The sequence below is a fragment of the Mycobacterium sp. NGS15 genome, from assembly GCF_059813245.1.
In genome coordinates, this window is the sequence record NZ_JCALEF010000004.1 from 605,758 (window position 1) to 624,763 (window position 19,006).

17 protein-coding genes and 1 pseudogene are annotated in these 19,006 nt (G+C 62.6%); 10 read left to right on the top strand and 8 right to left on the bottom strand.

Annotated features, from left to right (window positions below):
* Positions 1-113 precede the first annotated feature (113 nt).
* From AC5Y5C_RS14170 to AC5Y5C_RS14215, 10 genes are read left to right on the top strand one after another with little or no spacing between them, the layout of a single operon-like run.
* On the top strand, positions 114-1,076 hold the full coding sequence (locus AC5Y5C_RS14170) for an MlaE family ABC transporter permease (protein WP_499973258.1): 963 nt from the start codon (positions 114-116) through the stop codon (positions 1,074-1,076).
* A 2-nt stretch (positions 1,077-1,078) separates the two neighbouring features.
* Entirely contained in the window at positions 1,079-1,957 is an 879-nt protein-coding gene (locus AC5Y5C_RS14175; protein ID WP_134082182.1) for an ABC transporter permease, read from the top strand.
* A 3-nt stretch (positions 1,958-1,960) separates the two neighbouring features.
* Positions 1,961-3,043, top strand: a complete 1,083-nt coding sequence (locus AC5Y5C_RS14180; protein ID WP_499973044.1) for an MlaD family protein — start codon at positions 1,961-1,963, stop codon at positions 3,041-3,043.
* Entirely contained in the window at positions 3,040-4,053 is a 1,014-nt protein-coding gene (locus AC5Y5C_RS14185) for an MlaD family protein (protein ID WP_499973047.1), read from the top strand. The genes AC5Y5C_RS14180 and AC5Y5C_RS14185 overlap by 4 nt, the downstream gene beginning before the upstream one ends.
* 14 nt (positions 4,054-4,067) lie before the next feature.
* Positions 4,068-5,072 carry an MlaD family protein gene (locus AC5Y5C_RS14190; RefSeq protein WP_499973260.1) on the top strand — a complete coding sequence of 335 codons (1,005 nt, stop codon included), beginning with the start codon at positions 4,068-4,070 and terminating at the stop codon, positions 5,070-5,072.
* 8 nt (positions 5,073-5,080) lie between these two features.
* Complete coding sequence (locus tag AC5Y5C_RS14195; protein WP_499973049.1) at positions 5,081-6,328, top strand: MlaD family protein; 1,248 nt, start codon at positions 5,081-5,083, stop codon at positions 6,326-6,328.
* The gene (locus AC5Y5C_RS14200) at positions 6,325-7,359 is read left to right on the top strand and encodes an MlaD family protein (protein WP_499973052.1); all 1,035 of its coding nucleotides are present in this window, start codon (positions 6,325-6,327) and stop codon (positions 7,357-7,359) included. The genes AC5Y5C_RS14195 and AC5Y5C_RS14200 overlap by 4 nt, the downstream gene beginning before the upstream one ends.
* The gene (locus tag AC5Y5C_RS14205; RefSeq protein WP_499973054.1) at positions 7,356-8,429 is read left to right on the top strand and encodes an MlaD family protein; all 1,074 of its coding nucleotides are present in this window, start codon (positions 7,356-7,358) and stop codon (positions 8,427-8,429) included. Before AC5Y5C_RS14200 ends, AC5Y5C_RS14205 begins: the two co-directional genes overlap by 4 nt.
* On the top strand, positions 8,426-9,217 hold the full coding sequence (locus AC5Y5C_RS14210; RefSeq protein WP_499973056.1) for a hypothetical protein: 792 nt from the start codon (positions 8,426-8,428) through the stop codon (positions 9,215-9,217). The genes AC5Y5C_RS14205 and AC5Y5C_RS14210 overlap by 4 nt, the downstream gene beginning before the upstream one ends.
* Before the next feature lie 3 nt (positions 9,218-9,220).
* Positions 9,221-10,030, top strand: coding sequence for a hypothetical protein (locus AC5Y5C_RS14215; protein WP_499973059.1), 810 nt, complete (start codon positions 9,221-9,223; stop codon positions 10,028-10,030).
* On the opposite strand, the pseudogene AC5Y5C_RS14220 reads toward AC5Y5C_RS14215, so the two are convergent.
* From AC5Y5C_RS14220 to AC5Y5C_RS14255, 8 genes and pseudogenes are all read right to left on the bottom strand, one after another.
* Positions 10,027-10,321 (bottom strand): annotated as a pseudogene (locus AC5Y5C_RS14220) (SRPBCC family protein); the annotation flags it as partial. The gene AC5Y5C_RS14215 and the pseudogene AC5Y5C_RS14220 sit on opposite strands and share 4 nt — an antisense overlap.
* Positions 10,322-11,893, bottom strand: coding sequence for a flavin-containing monooxygenase (locus AC5Y5C_RS14225; protein ID WP_499973061.1), 1,572 nt, complete (start codon positions 11,891-11,893; stop codon positions 10,322-10,324). It lies immediately after the preceding pseudogene.
* Positions 11,890-12,618: a hypothetical protein gene (locus AC5Y5C_RS14230; RefSeq protein WP_499973063.1), complete on the bottom strand. Its 729-nt coding sequence runs from the start codon at positions 12,616-12,618 to the stop codon at positions 11,890-11,892. Before AC5Y5C_RS14230 ends, AC5Y5C_RS14225 begins: the two co-directional genes overlap by 4 nt.
* A 76-nt stretch (positions 12,619-12,694) precedes the next feature.
* Positions 12,695-14,248, bottom strand: a complete 1,554-nt coding sequence (locus AC5Y5C_RS14235; protein WP_499973065.1) for a flavin-containing monooxygenase — start codon at positions 14,246-14,248, stop codon at positions 12,695-12,697.
* Complete coding sequence (locus AC5Y5C_RS14240; protein ID WP_499973068.1) at positions 14,245-15,102, bottom strand: SDR family NAD(P)-dependent oxidoreductase; 858 nt, start codon at positions 15,100-15,102, stop codon at positions 14,245-14,247. Before AC5Y5C_RS14240 ends, AC5Y5C_RS14235 begins: the two co-directional genes overlap by 4 nt.
* On the bottom strand, positions 15,099-16,115 hold the full coding sequence (locus tag AC5Y5C_RS14245; RefSeq protein WP_499973069.1) for an alpha/beta hydrolase: 1,017 nt from the start codon (positions 16,113-16,115) through the stop codon (positions 15,099-15,101). Before AC5Y5C_RS14245 ends, AC5Y5C_RS14240 begins: the two co-directional genes overlap by 4 nt.
* Before the next feature lie 101 nt (positions 16,116-16,216).
* Positions 16,217-17,566, bottom strand: a complete 1,350-nt coding sequence (locus AC5Y5C_RS14250) for an ABC1 kinase family protein (protein ID WP_499973071.1) — start codon at positions 17,564-17,566, stop codon at positions 16,217-16,219.
* Between the two features lie 74 nt (positions 17,567-17,640).
* Positions 17,641-18,921 (bottom strand): TetR/AcrR family transcriptional regulator, encoded by a 1,281-nt coding sequence (locus AC5Y5C_RS14255; protein WP_499973072.1) that lies wholly within the window; start codon positions 18,919-18,921, stop codon positions 17,641-17,643.
* Positions 18,922-19,006 lie beyond the last annotated feature (85 nt).

The following is a 19,006-nucleotide window of genomic DNA, read 5'->3' on the forward strand; positions in this document are numbered from 1 at the left end:
ACTGTGATGTGGGGTACTAGATACCCACTGTTACACAGCTGTCCATTAGCCAGTCTGTCCATCGAGGTCAGGCCGGAAATGCAAAGCCAAAGGAGCCGCTGTTGAACTCAGCCATGAGTCAAATAGCGGCCGAGGCACACCCAGAGTCCGTCACGGACGAGTGGGGCCAATCCCCCGATATGGGATACGGCAGCAAATCCACCGTGGACAGCCCGGCCTCTTCCGAATCGGGTGGCGGCTTCCAGCTACTCGATCGGGCCCCTCGACTTGTCCGGCGCCCCGTCGAATATGTGGCCTCCCAAACCGATTCGATGCTGAAAACGTTGGGCCGCTATGTCGATCTGGTGGCGCAGTCCTTCGCGTTTCTGGTGAGCGACATCGTCCGCCTGCGTCACCCGTGGCAAGACACCGTCATCCAGTCCTGGTTCATCCTGACGGTCACGGTTGTTCCGGCGATCCTGGTGTCGATCCCGTTCGGTGTGATCGTCGCCGTGCAGGCGGGCAGCATCATCTCGCAGGTCGGAGCATCCTCCATCTCCGGTGCTGCCGGTGGTCTGGGTGTCATCCAGCAGGGCGCGCCCATTGTCGCGGCCCTACTCCTCGGTGGCGCGGCGGGTTCGGCGGTCGCCACCGACCTTGGCGCCCGCAGCATCCGCGAGGAAGTGGATGCCATGCGGGTGATGGGCGTCAATCCCATCCAGCGGCTGGTAACACCCCGGCTGGCGGCGATCCTGTTCGTCTCACCGCTGCTGTGCATCTTCATCATCTTCGTCGGGATCTTCGCCGGTTACCTGGTCAACGTCGGTTTTCAGGGCGGTACCCCCGGCAGTTACCTGTCCTCGTTCGCCGCGTTCGCGAACGTCAATGACGTCACCGTTGCGGTTCTCAAGACCTGGCTGTTCGGCGTGGTGGTCATCCTCGTGGCCTGTCAGCGCGGCCTGGAAGCCAAGGGGGGCGCACGGGGAGTCGCCGATGCGGTGAACGCCACCGTGGTGATCGGTGTGGTCACGGTCATGGTGCTCAACACCGTGATCACTCAAATCGTCGCGATGTTCATGCCGTCGAAGGTGGGCTGACAATGGCCACCTCCCGTCCCTCCCGGTACTTCCCCGACGAACTGCCCCCGGTCGCGCGGTCGATCTGGAACTTCACCAAAGGCGCGGGCGGCTCCGCCGAGTATCTCGGCCACCAGATCACCTTCGTCGGCTTGGTGCTGGCCGCCATACCGCAGACCATCAAGCGTTACCGACGCCAAACCGGCATCCTGCTCGTCGACATGACCTGGGGCAACGGCTCGATCATCGTCGGCGGCGGGGTGATCGGCGTCCTGGTCTTCATGGGAATCGCGGTCGGCGCGTCGGTCGGTATCGTGGGCTTCTCGACCCTGGACATGGTGGGCATGGGTTCGCTCACCGGATTCATCTCCGCCTATGTGAACACCCGGGAAATGGCCCCGATGATCGCCGCCATCGGATTCGCCGCACAGGCGGGATGCCGCATGACCGCCGAGATCGGGGCCATGCGCATCTCCGAGGAGATCGATGCACTCGAGGCGCAGGGCATCCGGTCCATCCCGTTCGTGGTCACCACCCGCGTGATTGCCGGAATCGTCATCATCGTTCCGCTGTACGTACTGACGCTGCTGTTGGCCTATGGTTCCTGCGCGTTCATGGTGTTCTTCGTCCATAACCAGTCGCAGGGCGTGTACAAGCACTACTTCGACTCGTTCGTGCACCCGATCGACGTGCTCTATTCGGTGATCAAGGCCGTGGTGTTCGTCGTCATCATCATCGCCATCCAGTGCTATCAGGGCTACTACGCGGGCGGCGGGCCCGAGGGCGTGGGTATGGCCTCCGGGCGCGCAATCCGGGCCTCGCTGGTCGCGATCGTTCTCTTCGACATGCTCCTCACGTTGCTCTTCTGGGGCAACAATCCTGGAATTCAGATATCGGGGTAACGGGTGGCCATCTATAAAGATCCGAGCGGACGGTCCGCAGGGCCGGGCGCCCTCAAGGTGCGCGGGCTTGCGCTGGCACTTGTGGTCGCCGCCGCCGGCTATTCGCTCTATCAGTCCGGCATCGGCAGTTATGGCGAGCCCTTCGAGCTCACCCTGATCACCAACACCATCGGTGAGGGCATGGGCCCCGGTGGCGAGGTGAAATACCGCGGCTTCAACATTGGCAAGGTCAAATCCCTGCAGACCACTGGGTACAACAAGCAGCGGATGACGGTGACCCTCGATGGCCGGCAAGCCAAGGCGCTCGCGGCCGATACCACGGCGCGATTCACCTCGTCGAATATCTTCGGTACCGCCGCCGTTGAGCTCGTCAGTCATGGCGTCGGCGAACCGCTGAAACCCGGTGGGGTGCTGGAGATCAGCAGCGACGTCGAGGCCGCATCCATCACCGGATTCCTCCGAATGGGTCAACGGCTGGGCTCTATCCTGGACAGCCGGGAATTCAACGCGATCATCGCAACATTCGAGCGGCACGCCGACCTGACCGGTCCGGTCGTGAAATCCTTCTGGGACTTGTTCGCCATGATCGCCGATTCTCAGACAGTGCCCTTCTCCCAAACGCTGGCGGTCATGGCTTCATTGATCGAGGGCACCAACGAATTTGTGCCCGTCATCGGGTCCACCACCAAGCTGCTCGACAGCCTCGACTTCATGGTTGCTCCGAGCGACACCGAGCGGGCCACCGCCGCGATCGATTCGTTGACGACCCTGCTCAAGGGAGTTGGCGACGGACTTCACAACAACAACGATTGGATCGTTCCCTTGGTTCGGTCGCTCCTGGATCTGGCCGTTCCATCCACCTACTTCCTAGGCAGCCTCGCCCCGGCATACGACAGGCTCAATGGCCTGCTCGACCGGACAACCGCCGCATTCCCCGTCGACGACGGCAAGGTACGCCTCAACGTCCAACTGATCATGGACACCGCGCCAGGGCTCGCCGCGGCACTGCCGACGGCGCCCGATGGCCGGGCCGCCTCGGCGGCTGCCGGACCCGCGCCCGGGCCGACCTCTGGAGGACAGCGATGAAGCGGATTGCATTTCTGATTGCCGGTCTCACCGCCACAGTCGCCGTGGCAGTGGTGCTGACCCTGATCATCGTGAATGCTCTGCGCACACCGGTCAACGGTCCGGTTCGACGCTTCGATGCGCTGTTCACCGACGCCTCGGGGTTGATCATCGGCAACGACGTGCGCATCTCAGGAGTACAGGTCGGCAAGGTCGAGAAAATTCATCTCGACGGCAAGAACGCCCGGGTGACCTTCAATGTGCTGACGGACCATCCGCTGTACCAGAACACCACCATCGCGATCCGGTACCAGTCGCTGGTCGGTCAGCGGTACGTCGAGATCGCCCAGGCACCCACACCCAGTGCGCCCTTGGCTGCCGGCTCGACCATACCGCTGGGGCAGACCATCCCCTCATTCGATATCGCCAAGCTGTTCAACGGTTTCCGGCCCATATTCCAAACATTGGACCCCGCCCAGTTCAACAGATTGACCGAGAACATTTTGCAGCTCATCCAGGGTGACGAGCGCGGAATAGGGCCGATCCTGCGTGATATCGATGCCGTCCTCAAACTCTCGGTAGACCGCCAGGCCGCCCTCCAGACCATCGTCACGAATCTTGGTGATATCTCGAAGGATCTGGGCGGCACCTCCGATCAGCTGTTCTATCTGGTCAACGATCTCAACGATGTGCTCGAGCCCTTCGAGAAGCAGGCCGACGAATTCAACAGGGCCGGCAAGGATGCACTGCCCATATTGCGCAGAGCAATCAGCATGCTGCGGTACATCGAGAACACGGTCGATGGCGCCCAGCTGCCCCTGTATGACGTGGCGAGCCGCACCACCCCGGGAACGCCGACCATCATGGCGGGGCTGTCTTTGATTCCAGACCTTGTGCAGGGCATGCGCGATGCACTGATCGAGGAGAAGACGGCGCCCCCAACCGCATTCGAGTGCAAGAACGGTGTGGTGAAGATGCCCGGAATCGGTGAGGTGTCCTTCGCCAATCAGGATCTGGTGGTATGTAAGTGAACGCCCTCACGCGAATTTTCGCGAGAAATCGTCCGATCCTCGATGAAGCGGCGGCAGCTAAACGCAATCGCCGCAACGGACTCATCGGAGTCCTTGTCATCGTCGCGATACTGGCCGCCACCGGAGTCGCATTCGTCAATACCAGTGGTATGAAGACCTACGCGCTGCACCTTCGGGCCTCCGGTGGGCTTCGCGCCGGCGACGACGTCCGAATCGCCGGAATCTCGGTGGGCAAGGTGTCGAGCGTACGTATCGATAAATCGTTGGTAGAAGCCACCTTTACGGTGGATCACTCGGTGCCGGTCGGATCCGATTCGCGGGTAGATATCCGGATGCTCACCCCCCTGGGCGGGCACTATGTGGCTCTCTACCCCGAGGGCTCGACCCCGCTGGGGAAAACCCCCATTCCGCCCGAGCGCACCAGCATCCCTTTCGAGATCAATGAGCTGTTCCAGAAGTTCACGCCCGTGGTCAAGAAGGTGGACGCCAAGGTCATCCATGACAGCCTGATGGAAGTCGCCAACGCAGTCGACAAGTATCCCAACGGTTTACGTGACTTCTTCAATTCGTCTCAATCACTCATCAGCGCACTTGAGCCGACCACCGAGGACTTCCACGCCACGCTGAACTATGCGAACGAGTACCTCCGAGCGTTCAAGACGGGCAAGGAACAGCTCGCCAAGATCGTCACCATGATGTCCAAACTCGGCGCCAAATACAGCAACAGCACGACCGATCTGATCGAGGTCTTCGTCCTGTTGCGGGAGCTCTTCCGGCTTGTCAACAGATTCACCACCGCGTACGCACGCGATTACGAGCCCATGCTCAACGGATTGGACGACATCGTCGACACCCTCACCAAATATCCCGAGAAGCTCGGTAAGGCCGCCGAACAGTGGGGCCAACTCGTCGGGGTCGTGCTGCCGATGCTCAGCGGCAATGGCATCACTGTCAACGAGAACGACCGGGTAATCCCCGGGCAGGACGTCTGCCTACCCCACTTCTTCAGGTTCTGTTGAGGCCCTTGATGACACAGCCAGCATTTGTCCGGAACATCCTGACTCGCCTCACCGGCATGCATCGCGGCGCACGGGCGGCCCTGGTGACCGCCATCGGTGTGGTGCTTGTTGCGGTGGTGGCAGTCGCCGGAACCTTCGGTGCTCGCACCGTCCTTCCTGCCGTCAAGAACATGGTGATGCCGTACCTGGGAAATGCCCATATCCCGTTGTTGGACAACACCAGATCGCTCTGCGCGGATTTCCGCGACGGGTCCGGGCTGTACAAGGGCAACAAGGTCCTGCTCCTCGGTGTCGAAATCGGGACGGTGACAGCGGTCACCAACAAGCCCGACCATGTCGAGGTCGACTTCGAGATTCCCGACGACATGGACCTGCCCGCCGATGTGGGTGCGGCAAGCTATTCACAATCGGTGATCACCAATCGCAGTATCGAACTCACCCGCTCGTGGAGCGAGGGCCCCAAATTTGCCGGGAGTCAATGCATCTCACTGGAAAACACCAGAACACCGGTGAGCGTCACCGAATCGTTCTCTGCCATCGGCGAGCTTGCCGACACCCTGATGCAGGCAGCGCCCGGCCAAGATCCGGCGAATTCGCCGGGCGTGCAGGCGCTCAACAAGACCCTCAAGGGAGCGGCGCGATCGCTCGACGGCGTGGGCCCCGGATTCAAAGAAATGCTCAACAACCTCACCACCATGGTGGGAGATCCGTACAAGGCCGACGCCGACTACCGTCAGCTTTTCGAGAACAGCGCAATCGTCACCTCGAACTGGCTGCAGTACTGGAACGAGTTCGCGGGCGTGGTCAAGGTGCTCCCCGATGTCGCCCGGTTGATCGCGGGCATCTCGGACAACTTCGCCGTCGGCCTTGACTACCTCACCACCGTTCTTCCCACAGTGAACGGCATGGTGCAGCGCGCCGCCGGCCGGATATACAAGAACCTCTTCGACAAGATAGTGCCCTGGGTACGCGACATCCTCAACGCCTACACCCCGCATATCCTCACGTTCTTCAGCACCTTGCCACCGGTCATCAATTGGCTGGCCGATGACATCTACCTGCCCAACACGAAGACCCACAACGTCACCTATGTTCCTCCGCGCGTTGCCATCTCGCCGGATCAGGCCAGCGCCATCTGCCAAAACCTGCGAGACCGGAACACCCCCGGATCCCAGGCGGCGTGTGCACCCGGGACCGCGTCGGACCCGGTGACCCTCGGTTTGACCAACCTGATCATGGGAGCGGCACTGTCATGATTCGACGCCTACTGATCGTCCTTCTCGCCACGGCATTCACCGTGGTCCCGGCGTGCTCGACCGAGGCCCTCGACCCCACCAAGATGCCCATGCCCGGCGCCTACATCCCGAAGGACACCTACCGCCTCAAGATCGAGTTCTCCAGCGTGCTGAACCTGCCCGGAAGGGCCAAGGTCGACTCGGGCGGCGTACAGGTGGGCCTGCTGGACCGGGTGGAGCTCAGGGGCACCACTCCCGTCGCGTACGTCGAAATCGATGGCAGCGCTAGGTTCCCGCAGAACGTCAAGGCCGAGCTCCGACAGGCCACCGTGCTCGGCGATATCTACATCGCCATGATCTCGCCGACAGATCCTGCGCCCGCCCACCTCAAGGACGGCGACACCATCGCGCTGGCCAACACCGTCCCGGCCGCGAATGTGGAGGACCTCATGAGGTCCATGTCGAACCTGATCGGTGGAGGCAGCCTCAACACCATGCAGACCACGGTGGCCAACATGAACAGCTCCTTTCCCCCACCGGAGGAGCTCGACCGTATCCATCGGTCGCTGGCCGGAATGGTCAATGATCTGTCCAATAACCAGGACACCCTCAACCGGATCCTGACCAACATGCAAACCATCAGCGAGTCGTTCCGGGCCAACAAGGGAACGTATCGGCGGCTGCTCGCCGAGGGCCCGACCAAGCTGCCCTCACTGGCCAAAGTGGTACTGAGCCTGAGCGATCTGATCATCAACGGCGCACAACTCGGGCGGGAGGTCGGAGAGATCCTGGACTACCCCGCGATCATGGACATATTGTCCTACCTCACCCCGTTCATCCACACCACCTCAACCACCGACACCACCGTCCCCGTGCTCGGGGACAAGATGGTCCGGACCCTCCGGGACAGGATCATTCCGTTCTTCAAGGACGGCGGCCCCAAGTACACCGTCACCGATATTCAAACCCCCGATGGCACATTGGGTGTCAGCCCCGGGGAACGTGCCGATTCGGTCATACGCAATATGCAGACGATGGGGCTGGTGCGATGAGGCTCAATGTGATAATCACCCTCGCGGTGCTCTCGATCATCTCGCTTGTCGGCGCCATCTATATGGCGTTTGGTGTACTCGATATCGCCTCGACCAACAAGACCCATCGCATGACGCTCATGCTGGACAGTTCAGGCGGATTGATGTCCACCTCTCAGGTCACCCTGCGGGGAATCAAGGTGGGACGGGTCACCAACATTCAAGCCACCCCAACAGGTTTGGCAGTCTCGATGGCCCTCGACAGCGGCTATCCCATCCCGGTCGACAGCCAAGTGAGCGTCCAGAACCTCTCGGCCGCGGGCGAGCAGTATGTGGAGTTCAAACCCGTTCGCATCGAGCCCCCGTACTACAGCGACGGAGCCGTTATCCCGGCCTCGAAGGCAGCGCCCGTGTACACCGTGAGCGACCTGCTGCAGAAGGGCAACGCTCTTATGCAGGCCATGAACGCCGACGACCTGGAGATCACGCTCAACAACGTGGCGGCGGGACTCATGGATAACACCAAGACCATCGACCAGTTGGCCACCACCGCAGGACTGTTCGCGCAAATGGTGAAGGACGACAAGCAGTATCTGGCACAGCTGATCGGCAACACATCTTCCCTGACAAATGGACTCGGCGAAATCAGAGCGGGTGAGATCATGAAGCAATCCGCCAAAACCGTCCCGGCCAGCATGGACGGCCTGGTGGCCCTGGTGAAGGTGATCGAGAAGCTCGAACCGCTCGTCGAAGCCGGTATGGGCGACGGAAAGCCGCTGACCGACCTCGTGGACAAGCTCTTCGACTATGTCAATGCCCTGTCCGAACCGCTCTCGGAATTCGTGACGGTCCTCGAGCCGATCGTCGCTCCGCTACGCGATATCAAGTTGGACGCCGGACACTGGCTGGACTTTTGGGATTCGACATTCAACAACCAGGGCGGAGTGCGAGTCCACCTCGGCGTGCCCGAGTGGCCACAGCCCGAATCGCCCCCAGCAGCAGCCAAACCGGCTCCACCAGGAGCTCAATCAGCCGCACCCAAAACAACCGCGGCGCCACAGACAGCGACAGCAGGAAGGCCCGGATCATGACCGACATCGACGAGCGCAAGCTCACCCTGGATGACGCGGATCCCGAGGAACTCTCGGAGACCACCGGCGAGGCAACCGAGGGCCCTTCGAAGGCCAAAGAGAAGCCCGCACGGCGTTCGAAAGTCGTTGAAAACAAATCCGATACGGACCCACCCGACAGCGGTGCCAATATCTGGAAATGGTTTGCCATCGGCCTGCTCGCCTTGGGAGTCCTCGGTGCTGTTCTCGGGGTCTGGCAATACCAGAAGTTGTCCGACACCCTCGCCGCTACCCGCGCGAGTGATACCGAACGCACCGCGGCCACCGATGCGGCATCCGCATACGCGATGAAGTCGCTCACCTACAGCTATGAAGACCCCGAAAGGTTCTTCAAGAGCGTCAAAGAAGGTGCCTCCGAACCACTTCAGAGCAAGTACAGCGATGCCGAGAAGCTCCTCAAGGCCATCATGCTGCAGGCGCAGGTGACATCCAAGGGCGAAATCATCGCCTCCGATGCGGTGGCGCAGCAGAACGGCATCTACCAGGTTGTGGTCACCACCCGGCAGACCACCCGAAACGTGCAGAACCCAGAGCCACGGGCCACCACGCTGGTCTTGCAAATCACCGTCAAAAAAGATGGAGACGGATGGCAGGTGACCGACATCGGACCCAAGAATGCCAGCTCCACCGGCACCATCATGCATCCCGGCGACCAGAAGCTGCTTCCCGAGGAGCTGGCCCCGGCGCCCGGTAAAAAAGTGCCCGCCCCCAGCCTCCCGCCGCTGCCTGCACTGCCCGGTCAGAAGTAGGCCATGCCCCGGCGTATGCGTGAGCTGGGTGCGGGTGTCGCCGCGGCTGTCTTGCTGACTTCGGCGCAGGCGATCCACCCGGTTGCCGTGGCGCGGGCGGCATTGCCGCCCTGCCCCAGCCGAACCACCATGATCGTCCCGGAACGCTCTATGGCACACACGGATTGCCGCCTGTCGGCCGCCGACGGCACCGGGATCACTTTCGATGTCGAGTACTGGCAACCAAACTCCGACCATGAAGGCGCTGCGGAATACCCACCGCTGTCGGTGCGGGTCACCATCAAGAATTCCTCCGGCGAAAGGTTGCAAGAGGTCAACGAACTACTGGAGCCGACCAGCCCCGCGCCGGTCGGTCTACAAGACATCGACGGTGACGGCCGGGACGAGATGGTCATTCCGATCGCAACCCGTGTCATGAATGGCGCTGTGAACAGCCGATTTTCGGTATGGCGCGCCGAGAAGCAAACGACCCACTTCGAGCGGGTTCAGATGTTCGGGCAGGCCATCTACCCCAGCGGCGACGGCTATGTCGTGGTCAACAGCGGCGCGTTCTCCAGCCGCGACCTCGACTTCTACCTACCGACCGCGGCCGGGTACACCCACATCATCACCCTGACGATGACCACCGAGGAAGTGGACCCGAACACCCACAAAGTGCTCACCGCAAGCTGCATGGTGCATAAGCAGTCCGGCCTGGGAGCCATCGACATGGACTGGCAGGACTCGCCCGTGTTCTGTGATTCGCCTGCGGCCAAGTCGATTTGGCCGGACGCCGTGCGGGTGGAGACCAATCGGCGCGTACAAGGACGCTAAGTCCCACACGCCTCGTGAGGTGGGCCCGCACTGTCCAAGCGCGCAATGAGCGATCGCATACCCGGCCGAAAACCCCACGCGAACACCACCCGCAGGAACGGCTGGACCCAGCGTAGTGGTAACCCGGACACGAAATCGCGCGGTTATCGCGACGGTCCAGTCGACGGCGCAGCCGTCAGGGGTGCGGGTAAGCACGTAGTCCTCCGCCCACAGCTTCAGCAAGGGCCATGTGCCCGCCACCGCGGAGTAGGTGATGCGATGCGGCGGTGCATACCGCCAGAATCTCTCTCGCTAGACTACTACCTGCGAATCATTCAGGACCGCAGTCGAATCGATGGACCGAGCCTGTTGTGCATATTGATAGTCGCCGGCCGGGAAGTTCCTCGCCGCGCGTCGCGCCTGCAGAGTCGTGGTGGGCCGCAGCAACGGCACATCGTCGTCGGCGTTCTTCCAGTACGACCGCACGCCCTGATTGAGTTCGGTGAAGTAGTACTTCAGGTTGCGGCCGTTGCGCAACATGCTCTGGTGGAACTTGTCCAGCGCCTCCTGCCGCACCTCCATGCGAGTAGCGCCACGTTCACCCGCCAGCGAGATGGCCCGGACAATGTGGGTGACCGCGGTGTCGGCCAGCCCATGCCATCCGCCGTTTCCGGTCCAGGAGTAGGGCCCAACGATGATCCAGCGGTTGGGGAATCCGGTGATCGAGACGCTCTCGTACGCCTGCATCCCACGGGTATTGAAGAAATCGCCGAGGTCACGCCCACCGGCTCCGACGACGCAGCCACGCTTGTAGGAGGCCGGTTCGGAGAACAGGTCGAAACCCGTTGCGGTGATGAGGAAGTCCGCCTCGTGGACGGTCCCATCAGTGGTCTTCACTCCCTCGGGTACCACCTCCGCGATCGGCGTGGTGACCAGCGAGCAGTGCGACTTGTTGAAGACCCGCGGGAAAGCCGAGTTGAGGGTTGGCCGGTTCCCCATCGGCCCGAAGGACGGGAGTAGATCCCGCGCCGCCTGCTCATCCTTGACCACCGCGCGCAGGTAGGCCCCGTACAGCGCCCGCCCGGCCTTGTCGAATGTCCGCATCAGCGGGCGCATGATGGCTCCTGGCGTGTTGATGAGGAACCACAGCCCCAGGCTCCCGCCTAGTAGTGCTCCCCACTCGATCACCGAGAACAGTCCCGGGATGCGAAGTGCCCATTGAGCAATGACGGGGATCCGGAAGTCGGGTTTAGGAATGCAATAGACGGGCGTCCGCTGAAACACCACCAGCGATTCGGTCTCGTCCGCTATGGCGCCGCACAACTGGACGCCGGTCGCCCCGGTGCCGATCACGGCCACCCGCTTGCCGCGCACATCGTGCTCCGGCAGCCAATTCACCGGTGTCACCTGGGTGCCGGCGAAGCTCTCCAGCCCCTTGATGCCGGGCTGCTTGGGATCGAAGAAGGGGCCCTTTGCCGCAATCACGAACCGCGCGGTGATCACCGTGCCGTCCGCGAGATTCAGGCGCCAGCAGTGGTTCTCCTCGTCCCACACTTCGTTGCGAACGTCGACTCCGAAACGGAAGTGCGGTCGCAGATTGAATCTTTCGGCCACCTGCTGGTGGTAGGCCTGCACCTCGGCTCCGGGTGCGAAAACGCGAGACCACTGCGGGTTGCGGAAGAACGGGAACTGGTAGATCACCGACGGGATATCGACCGCGATCCCCGGATACACATTGTCGCGCCAGGTCCCACCCAAGTCGGCGGCCCGATCGAGGATCACAAAGTCCTCCACACCCGACTGCTGCAAACGCACGCCGGCACACAGGCCCCCGATGCCCGCACCGATGACGACGACGTGATGATCGGGAATTGATGTGGTCATGGAGACTCCTCACTCGATGTCCGGGGTGGACAGCTCACTGATAACTCGTCCGATGGCGATAACCATCTGTGCATGTAGAAAGTGGTAGTGCGCCAACGGCGGCCGAAGGGAATCCGCACCGGGATCCGGGCCAGGATGACCTGTCCGCCAACAACACCGACCAATTCGCTCCGCGTCAGATCCCACACGAACCACCGCACCACTGGACGTGCCAGTGCGGTCACCCAGCGGTTCATCTTCCCAGCGGGCAGATGCCAGTCCAGCACGGTAACCGAATGCTGCGGGTTCTTGGCGTCGTCAACGGTCACGGTGCGAAAATCGAATACCTCTTCACCCCGACACCCCGCCGGGCGCGGGTAGCCGGGAAACATCAGGCGCCACACCCACCGGAACTCACGATGCGTGTTCGAGATCCCGCGCCGCCCATCGTCAGAGAAGCGATGCCCCTGCCACCAGCGCCCGAGGCCCCATCGCAGCAGCGAGTCTACGATCCGGCCATACGGGCTGGCCAAATATCTGGCTTGTGTCAGGCCGTCCCGTTGGCCCAACGGGGTTCCCGTGAGAAAGACCGCTTCGAGCGCCGCGATGTCCCCCGCCTTGCCCAGTTCGTCCAGCCATTGCCATGTCAGCTCTTCCGCATGGCCCGGGTCGGACTGGCCCAGTCGCGCCAGTCCGGCCCGGACCCCCTCCGAGGCCGCCGTGGCACGACGCTGGTGTCCCCTCAATGGATCGCCCTATTGAGCGCTGCAGCGATCCGGATCAAGAGCCGCATGGATACGTATCTCCCTTTCGGCTGCTCGGCTAGTTCGCCGGTCCGACAGCGGATTCCGCCATGGCAGTGCGACCGCCCGAAACGGGTAGCTTCTCGAACCGGAAGTCGTCGAGTGGGAAGCTCTTACTGGCCCGCGTCGACTGGTACGCCGTGGTGGGACGCAGGAATGAGAAGTCGCCATGGCGGTCGATGTAATAGGAGTTGGCATTGGCACATGCGCGTCCATGCATAAGCGTCGACTCCGCTTTGGGTGCAATGAAATCAAAGAACCGATCATTGGCCTCTTCGGTTACCGCGAATGCCGTCGCACCACGCTTGCGCGCCTCGGTAATCACCCGTACGGCGATACGCGTGGCGTTCTCCACCATCACGTGCCACGAGCTGCCACTCCACGCGAACGGACCGAAAACCATGAAGGTGTTGGGCAGCTGGGGCATTGTCACACCTTCGTATGCCCTAGCGCGATTGTTCTCGTAATAGTCGGCTAGATCAAAGCCGTCGCGCCCCTTGACGGGACGTGCACGGTAGACCTCAGGGCTTTGCGACATCTCAAACCCGGTAGCGAGCACCAAGACGTCGATCTCTCGCTCCACACCGTCCTTGGTGACAACCCCGGTCGGGGTGATCTTGGCGATCGGATCGGTCACCAAGTCCACATGCGGTTCGGTGAAAGTGCGATAGTAGATGTTCGAAACGCTCGGGCGTTTGCACCCGAATCCATACTCAGGCGTCAGCTTCTTGCGAAGCTCCTGGTCTCGAACCTGGCTGAAAAGGAACGCGCGGCAGGCCCATTTCGGGATCAATGTGATAGGAGCGATCTGCTTGCCGTACACCGTGATTGCCACCAGGCCAACTTCTACCGCGGCCGCGGCGATGCCCCGGATCATCGACTGCAGACCGGGAACATATCTCAGGGCCAGCCGGGCGATGCGCGGTATCGGGAAGTCCGGTTTCGCAAACACCCAGATGGCACGGCGCTGGTACACATCCACATGCGAGGCCACCCGCGCCATCTGCGGAATCAGCTGAACCGAGGTGGCCCCGGTACCGATCACCGCCACCCGCTTACCCTTGAGATCAAAATCATGGTCCCAGTTCTGAGTCTGGATCACCTTGCCGCCGAACGAATCCAGGCCCGGGATATCCGGCACCTTCGGCTCGACGAAGGCCCCGACTGCGGTGATGACATATCTGGACGTCATCACCCGGCCGTCGGCGAGAGTAAGGCGCCATAGGTGGTTGTCCTCGTCCCAGACCCGCTTCATGACCTCGTGCCCCAACCGAAGATGGTCGTTGAGGCGGTACTGGTCGACCAGGCTCGCGATGTACTGCTGCACCTCTCGCCCCTTGGGGAAGGTGCGCGACCAGTCGGGGTTTTTCGCGAAGGAGAACTGGTACACGATCCCCGGGACATCCACCGCCACATCGGGATAGTGGTTGTTGTACCAGGTGCCACCGATCCCGGCGGACCTCTCGAGGATGACGAAATCGGTCAGTCCTGCGCGCTTCAGCCCGATGGCGGCACCGAGCCCACCTATCCCGGCACCGATGACAACGGTCTCATGTTGAGGGGTGCTACTCATAGGATCGCCTCGACCTGCTGTTCGATACGGCCGTCGTATTCACCGCGCGCTCGCCGGTCCACGGGCCCCACGGTCCTGTCCGCATTCACCACTCGCCTACCCAACAGCCACAGCCACTCCGGAACGAGGTGCTGAAGACGCAGCGCGAGAACCGTACCCCTCGGGGAACCGACCACCGCGGGCCGATTGCGCACGGTCCTCACCGCATCGCGTGCTACCCACCCGGGCGGGATTATCCCCAGTTTCTCCCACCATTTGAAGGGAATACCGTCCACGAGCTGGGTGCGGACAGCCGCCGGCATGACCGTCGAGATCGTCACCCCGGTACCGGCCAGCTCCTCGCGGGCACTGCGCGCGAATCCGGTGGCGGCATGCTTCGATGCGACATAGCTGGCCAGGCCTGGTGAGTGAATTGCACCGGCCGCCGACGTCACGTTGATGAAATGCCCCTTCCCCCTGGCGATCATCCGCGGGGCGAGTACCTGATAGGAGATGTAGTGGCTCCAGAAGTTGACGCGCATCGTCGCCTCGGCCACCCCGCGCGACTCTTCCAGCAGCGGGCCTACGGGCATGATCCCCGCGTTGTTCACCACGATGTCGATGGGCCCCAAGGACTCTTCAATCTCAGCCACTACCCGTAGATACTCGTCAGAGTCGGTCACATCCAACGCAAATCCTTGTGCACCCGAACCGATGTCACGTGCCGCTCGTGCAGCGGCCTCGCCATCAAGGTCGGCGATCATCACCTGCGCCCCCTCGCGCGCCAGCCGTTGCGCGATAGACAAACCGATGCCGCGGGCGCCACCGGTGACCAACGCGATGGCGCTCTCTATCTGGATCTCTGTGAACTTCATGCGGCCGGCCGGCCCACGTGAGTCCTGACGAACGTCGAGATGTCGCCAACGGCGGCCCTCGCATCGCCAAGCACGTCCGCGGCCATCTGGAAATCGTGCACCTGGTTTCTCCATATCTGCAGTTCGACCGACACCCCGGCCTCGGCTAGCCGAACAGCCGCGAATTCGGCATCGGGGCGCAGGATTTCGTCACTACCCACCTGAACGAGTGTCGGCGGCAGGCAGGCCAGCGCCGCGAGGTCACCCTCGACAAAGCTGTCGAGGGTGGCAAGTCCCGCCGTGGTTCCCTCCGCAGACAACATGAGGCGCTCCATGGCGATCAGCGCCGCCCGCGGGAACAACGAATCGTTGGATTGGCCGGCCAGCACCAGCTTGCCCGCGGGGTCGCGCTGCACCAGGGGTGACATGCACACCAGGGCACCCGGTGAGCCGAGCCCGCGCCCCTGTGCGATCAGGCTCGTGACCAAGCCGAGGAAGCCACCGGCGGAATCCCCGGCGATGGCGATCTCTCCGGGCTGATATCCGCTATGGATGAGATAGCGGTATCCGTCGAGCGCGTCTTCGACCGCCGCCGACACAGGGTGCCCCGGTAATTTGCGGTAATTGACGGCCAGGGAGGTGACACCCGCGCCCACGACGATGCGCGAGACGAGCCTGCGGTGCGTGTTCAGCCCGCCGACGACGAAGGCCCCACCGTGTAGATAAAGCACAGCACCGCTGGGCGACTCGCCCGTGGGCACCATCAGCTCGGCCTCGCAGTGCGCAAGCCGCACACGTGAACGGCGCACGCCCCGGACGGGCCGCAGCACCACGGCCGCGAGGTCGACGACTCGGTACGGCCACGGCAACCGCGGGAATCGTGCCCACAGCGCAATCACCGGATACGCGAACAGCCGGATGCCCCACCGCCCCAATCGCAGCAGAACCGTCAGCGAGCCTCGCTCAACGCGTGTGAGCTGCACACGCTCCACATGCATACGCTCCACGTGCAGCGGCACCACATCGGCCGTCATCGACACTCCTCGGTGATCTCGTGCATGGGCAACTGTTTAATAGACTGACATGCCATTCATAAAAATACAAGAGAGTGTTGCCGTGCACGCCAGGTGAGCCGTTATCGCTGTTGAGACCAGCTTTCTATAGCTTCGCCCATCGGGGTGGCGATACCAGCGAGGCCGAGATACTCGCGGGCGATCGCCGACCAGGGCGCCTCGGCGCCAAGCTTGCCCAGTAATGCCGCCACACACAGCTCCGTACGCCGCGCCATCGTGTGGGTCTCCACCAAACGCTGGTTACGAATGCCTTCGTAGAACTTGGAGGAGGGCAGCACAGCATCGGCGACCGAACGCCGAGCGATATCCGGTGTCATCCGCACGCTCCCGTCCCCGAGATGCCAGCTGCTGACAGCGCGGATGTACTCGGTGGCAGCACTTCGCTCCATGGCCTCCGGATCTGCCAGGAATCCCGCCGCCACCGCGAGCTCGAACGCCTCGTCGTCATTCCCGGTGAGCAGCGCCCGGAACACCTTGCGCTGAACATCAGCGTCCTCGGTATCCATATCCATACACAGCCCGAAGTCCAGAAAACCGACCCGTCCGTCGGAAAGCAGCATGATGTTGCCGGGATGAGGATCGGCGCAGAAGAATCCCGTTCGGTACATCTCGCCGCAGTAGAAGCGATAAATCGCCTCCCCCACTCGGTCCCGGACCGGCTGATCCTCACCGATGAGGCCGTCGAAGGGCACACCGTCGAGGTACTCGGTCACCAGAACGTGTTCGGTGCACAGTTCGGTGATCGGTTCGGGGATACGCCACCCGGGATGTTGGCGAAATGCCTCGAAGATCCGCTGGTGATGCGCCAGCTCGGTGCGGTAGTCCACTTCCTTGATCATCTGTCGCTGCACCTCGGCGACGATGGCCTGGCTATTGCTCGCGGGCATCTTCTTGGACGCCAGCTTGGTGATCAGCTGCAGGTTCTTCAGGTCCGCCCGGACCTTGGACGCGATATCCGGGTACTGGATCTTGACCGCGACCATCCGCCCGTCGTCCAGGCGGGCGCGGTACACCTGCCCAATGGAGGCCGACGCGATGGCTCCGGCCTCGATACTCACGATCCTGGCACGTAGGCCGCCCAGCTCGCGATCCAGCGCATGGTGCATCGTCTCGTCGGGAACCCTTGGCGCATTGTCGAATAGGGGCGCAAGCCGTGCGGTGAACTCATCCCTGGCCGAGCTGGATGTGATGCCCACGTCCACGACAGATAGCAGCTGGCCGAGCTTCTGCGCGGCCCCCTTCATCGAGCCCGCGACGGCCACGAGATCGTCGGCGAACCGCAGAATATCGGCGTCCCGCCGGGCGGCCACGTCCGCGGCGACCGGCTTTATGGCCGTCGTGATCGCCGAGCGCACAGCGTGACCGGCAACAACCTTTCCCAGCGCCGCAGCCCTTTTCGCGCGCAGCGGCACGCCGGCCCGAGTTGCGTTGACCTCGTTGTCAACCGGTTCGCCGATGGGAGTGCTCCTTCGTTTCCCACGCCGGTCTACGGCGCTGGGTTCAGACCATAGAGCAAAAACTGCGTGATGGCTCGCGCATACTCGTCAATATGGTCCGTCCGCCCGTCGTCGTCAACGATCAGGGTGACGGCACCGACCAGCAACGAGACAAAGGCCTGGCCGAGGAACTCGGTGTCGATCGACGGGTTGATCCGGTCGGCGCCGATCATCGAGTACACGGATTGCTCGCTGCGCACCGACGCAAAGCGGAAGAACTGAATAATGGACTGGAGCGCCTCCGGATCCACTCCGGCGGCCTCCGTACACACGAAAATCAGCGCCGATAACCGACCGGCCACCGCCTCGAGCGCGTTTCTAAATCCCTGTGCCAGAGCGTGTTCAATGTCCTGACGCGCATCGAGACGGCCGACTGGTCGCGACAGCACAGGCTCCATCGCCGAAAATTCACGGACCATCAGCGCATCGAGCAAGTCGCGTTTGTTCTGGTAGTAGTTGTAGAACGTGCCGTGGCTGACCCCGAGCCGCTCCACGATCTCGTTCACACCAACGCCGTGGTAGCCGTCGGACAGGAAGCAACCAAGCGCGGCATCGAGAAGCTCATTACGGCGGTCGGCGGCAACAGGCACCTGAATATGCACGGCGTCAATGGTTTCCGCGTCCGGATGCCCGGCACCGGGCTCCAGAACCACGCCGTCACGCAAAATACCGGTCTCCGCGATCTGCGAAGCGGTACTCACAAATCGCTCTCGGGTGCTGGGGTTATCGTGCCGACTTTGGGCGAGCAGAAAGCCGGGGAGCACGAGCGCCGGCAACAGCCGTGCGAGCACGGCGTGGTTCTGGGCGTCCTCCGGAACCCACCCGGCGCGCCGGCCGCTATCCAAACCCCGTTGCACGTACGAATCGAGCATCGCCTGAATACCCAGGACACGCTGTTTGAGTTCCTTATCGGCGGCGGCCGACTGGACCGTCAGGAGCTTCAGCAGCGCCGGCTCCTGATCCACCAACGCATAGAGGCGGCGGCCGCCCTCCATGATGATGTCGTTTCGTTCTTCGATACCGGCCGTTCCGCCGACCACGTCGAGAAAATCGTCGAGCGCCAGGGTGTCCACCAGCCGCTCCACGGCATAGTCGAAGACCAGGTCCAGGACCTCGCGCTTGCTGTCGACATACCGGTAGACGGTGCCCTGCCCCATACCCGCGCGGGTGGCGATATCGGACATGCTGGTCTGCTCGTAGCCGTTTTCGGTGAATGCCGCGAAGGCCGCGTCGACAATCTGCTGGCGGCGTCTGTCGGCAAGTCCGGACACCGGGGGCCGTCCTCGGCGAGGCGGATCCTGCGCCACTAGTTGCTCCATCGACGTGTCTGACCGAACCGATCCGAGGCGCGCGCGG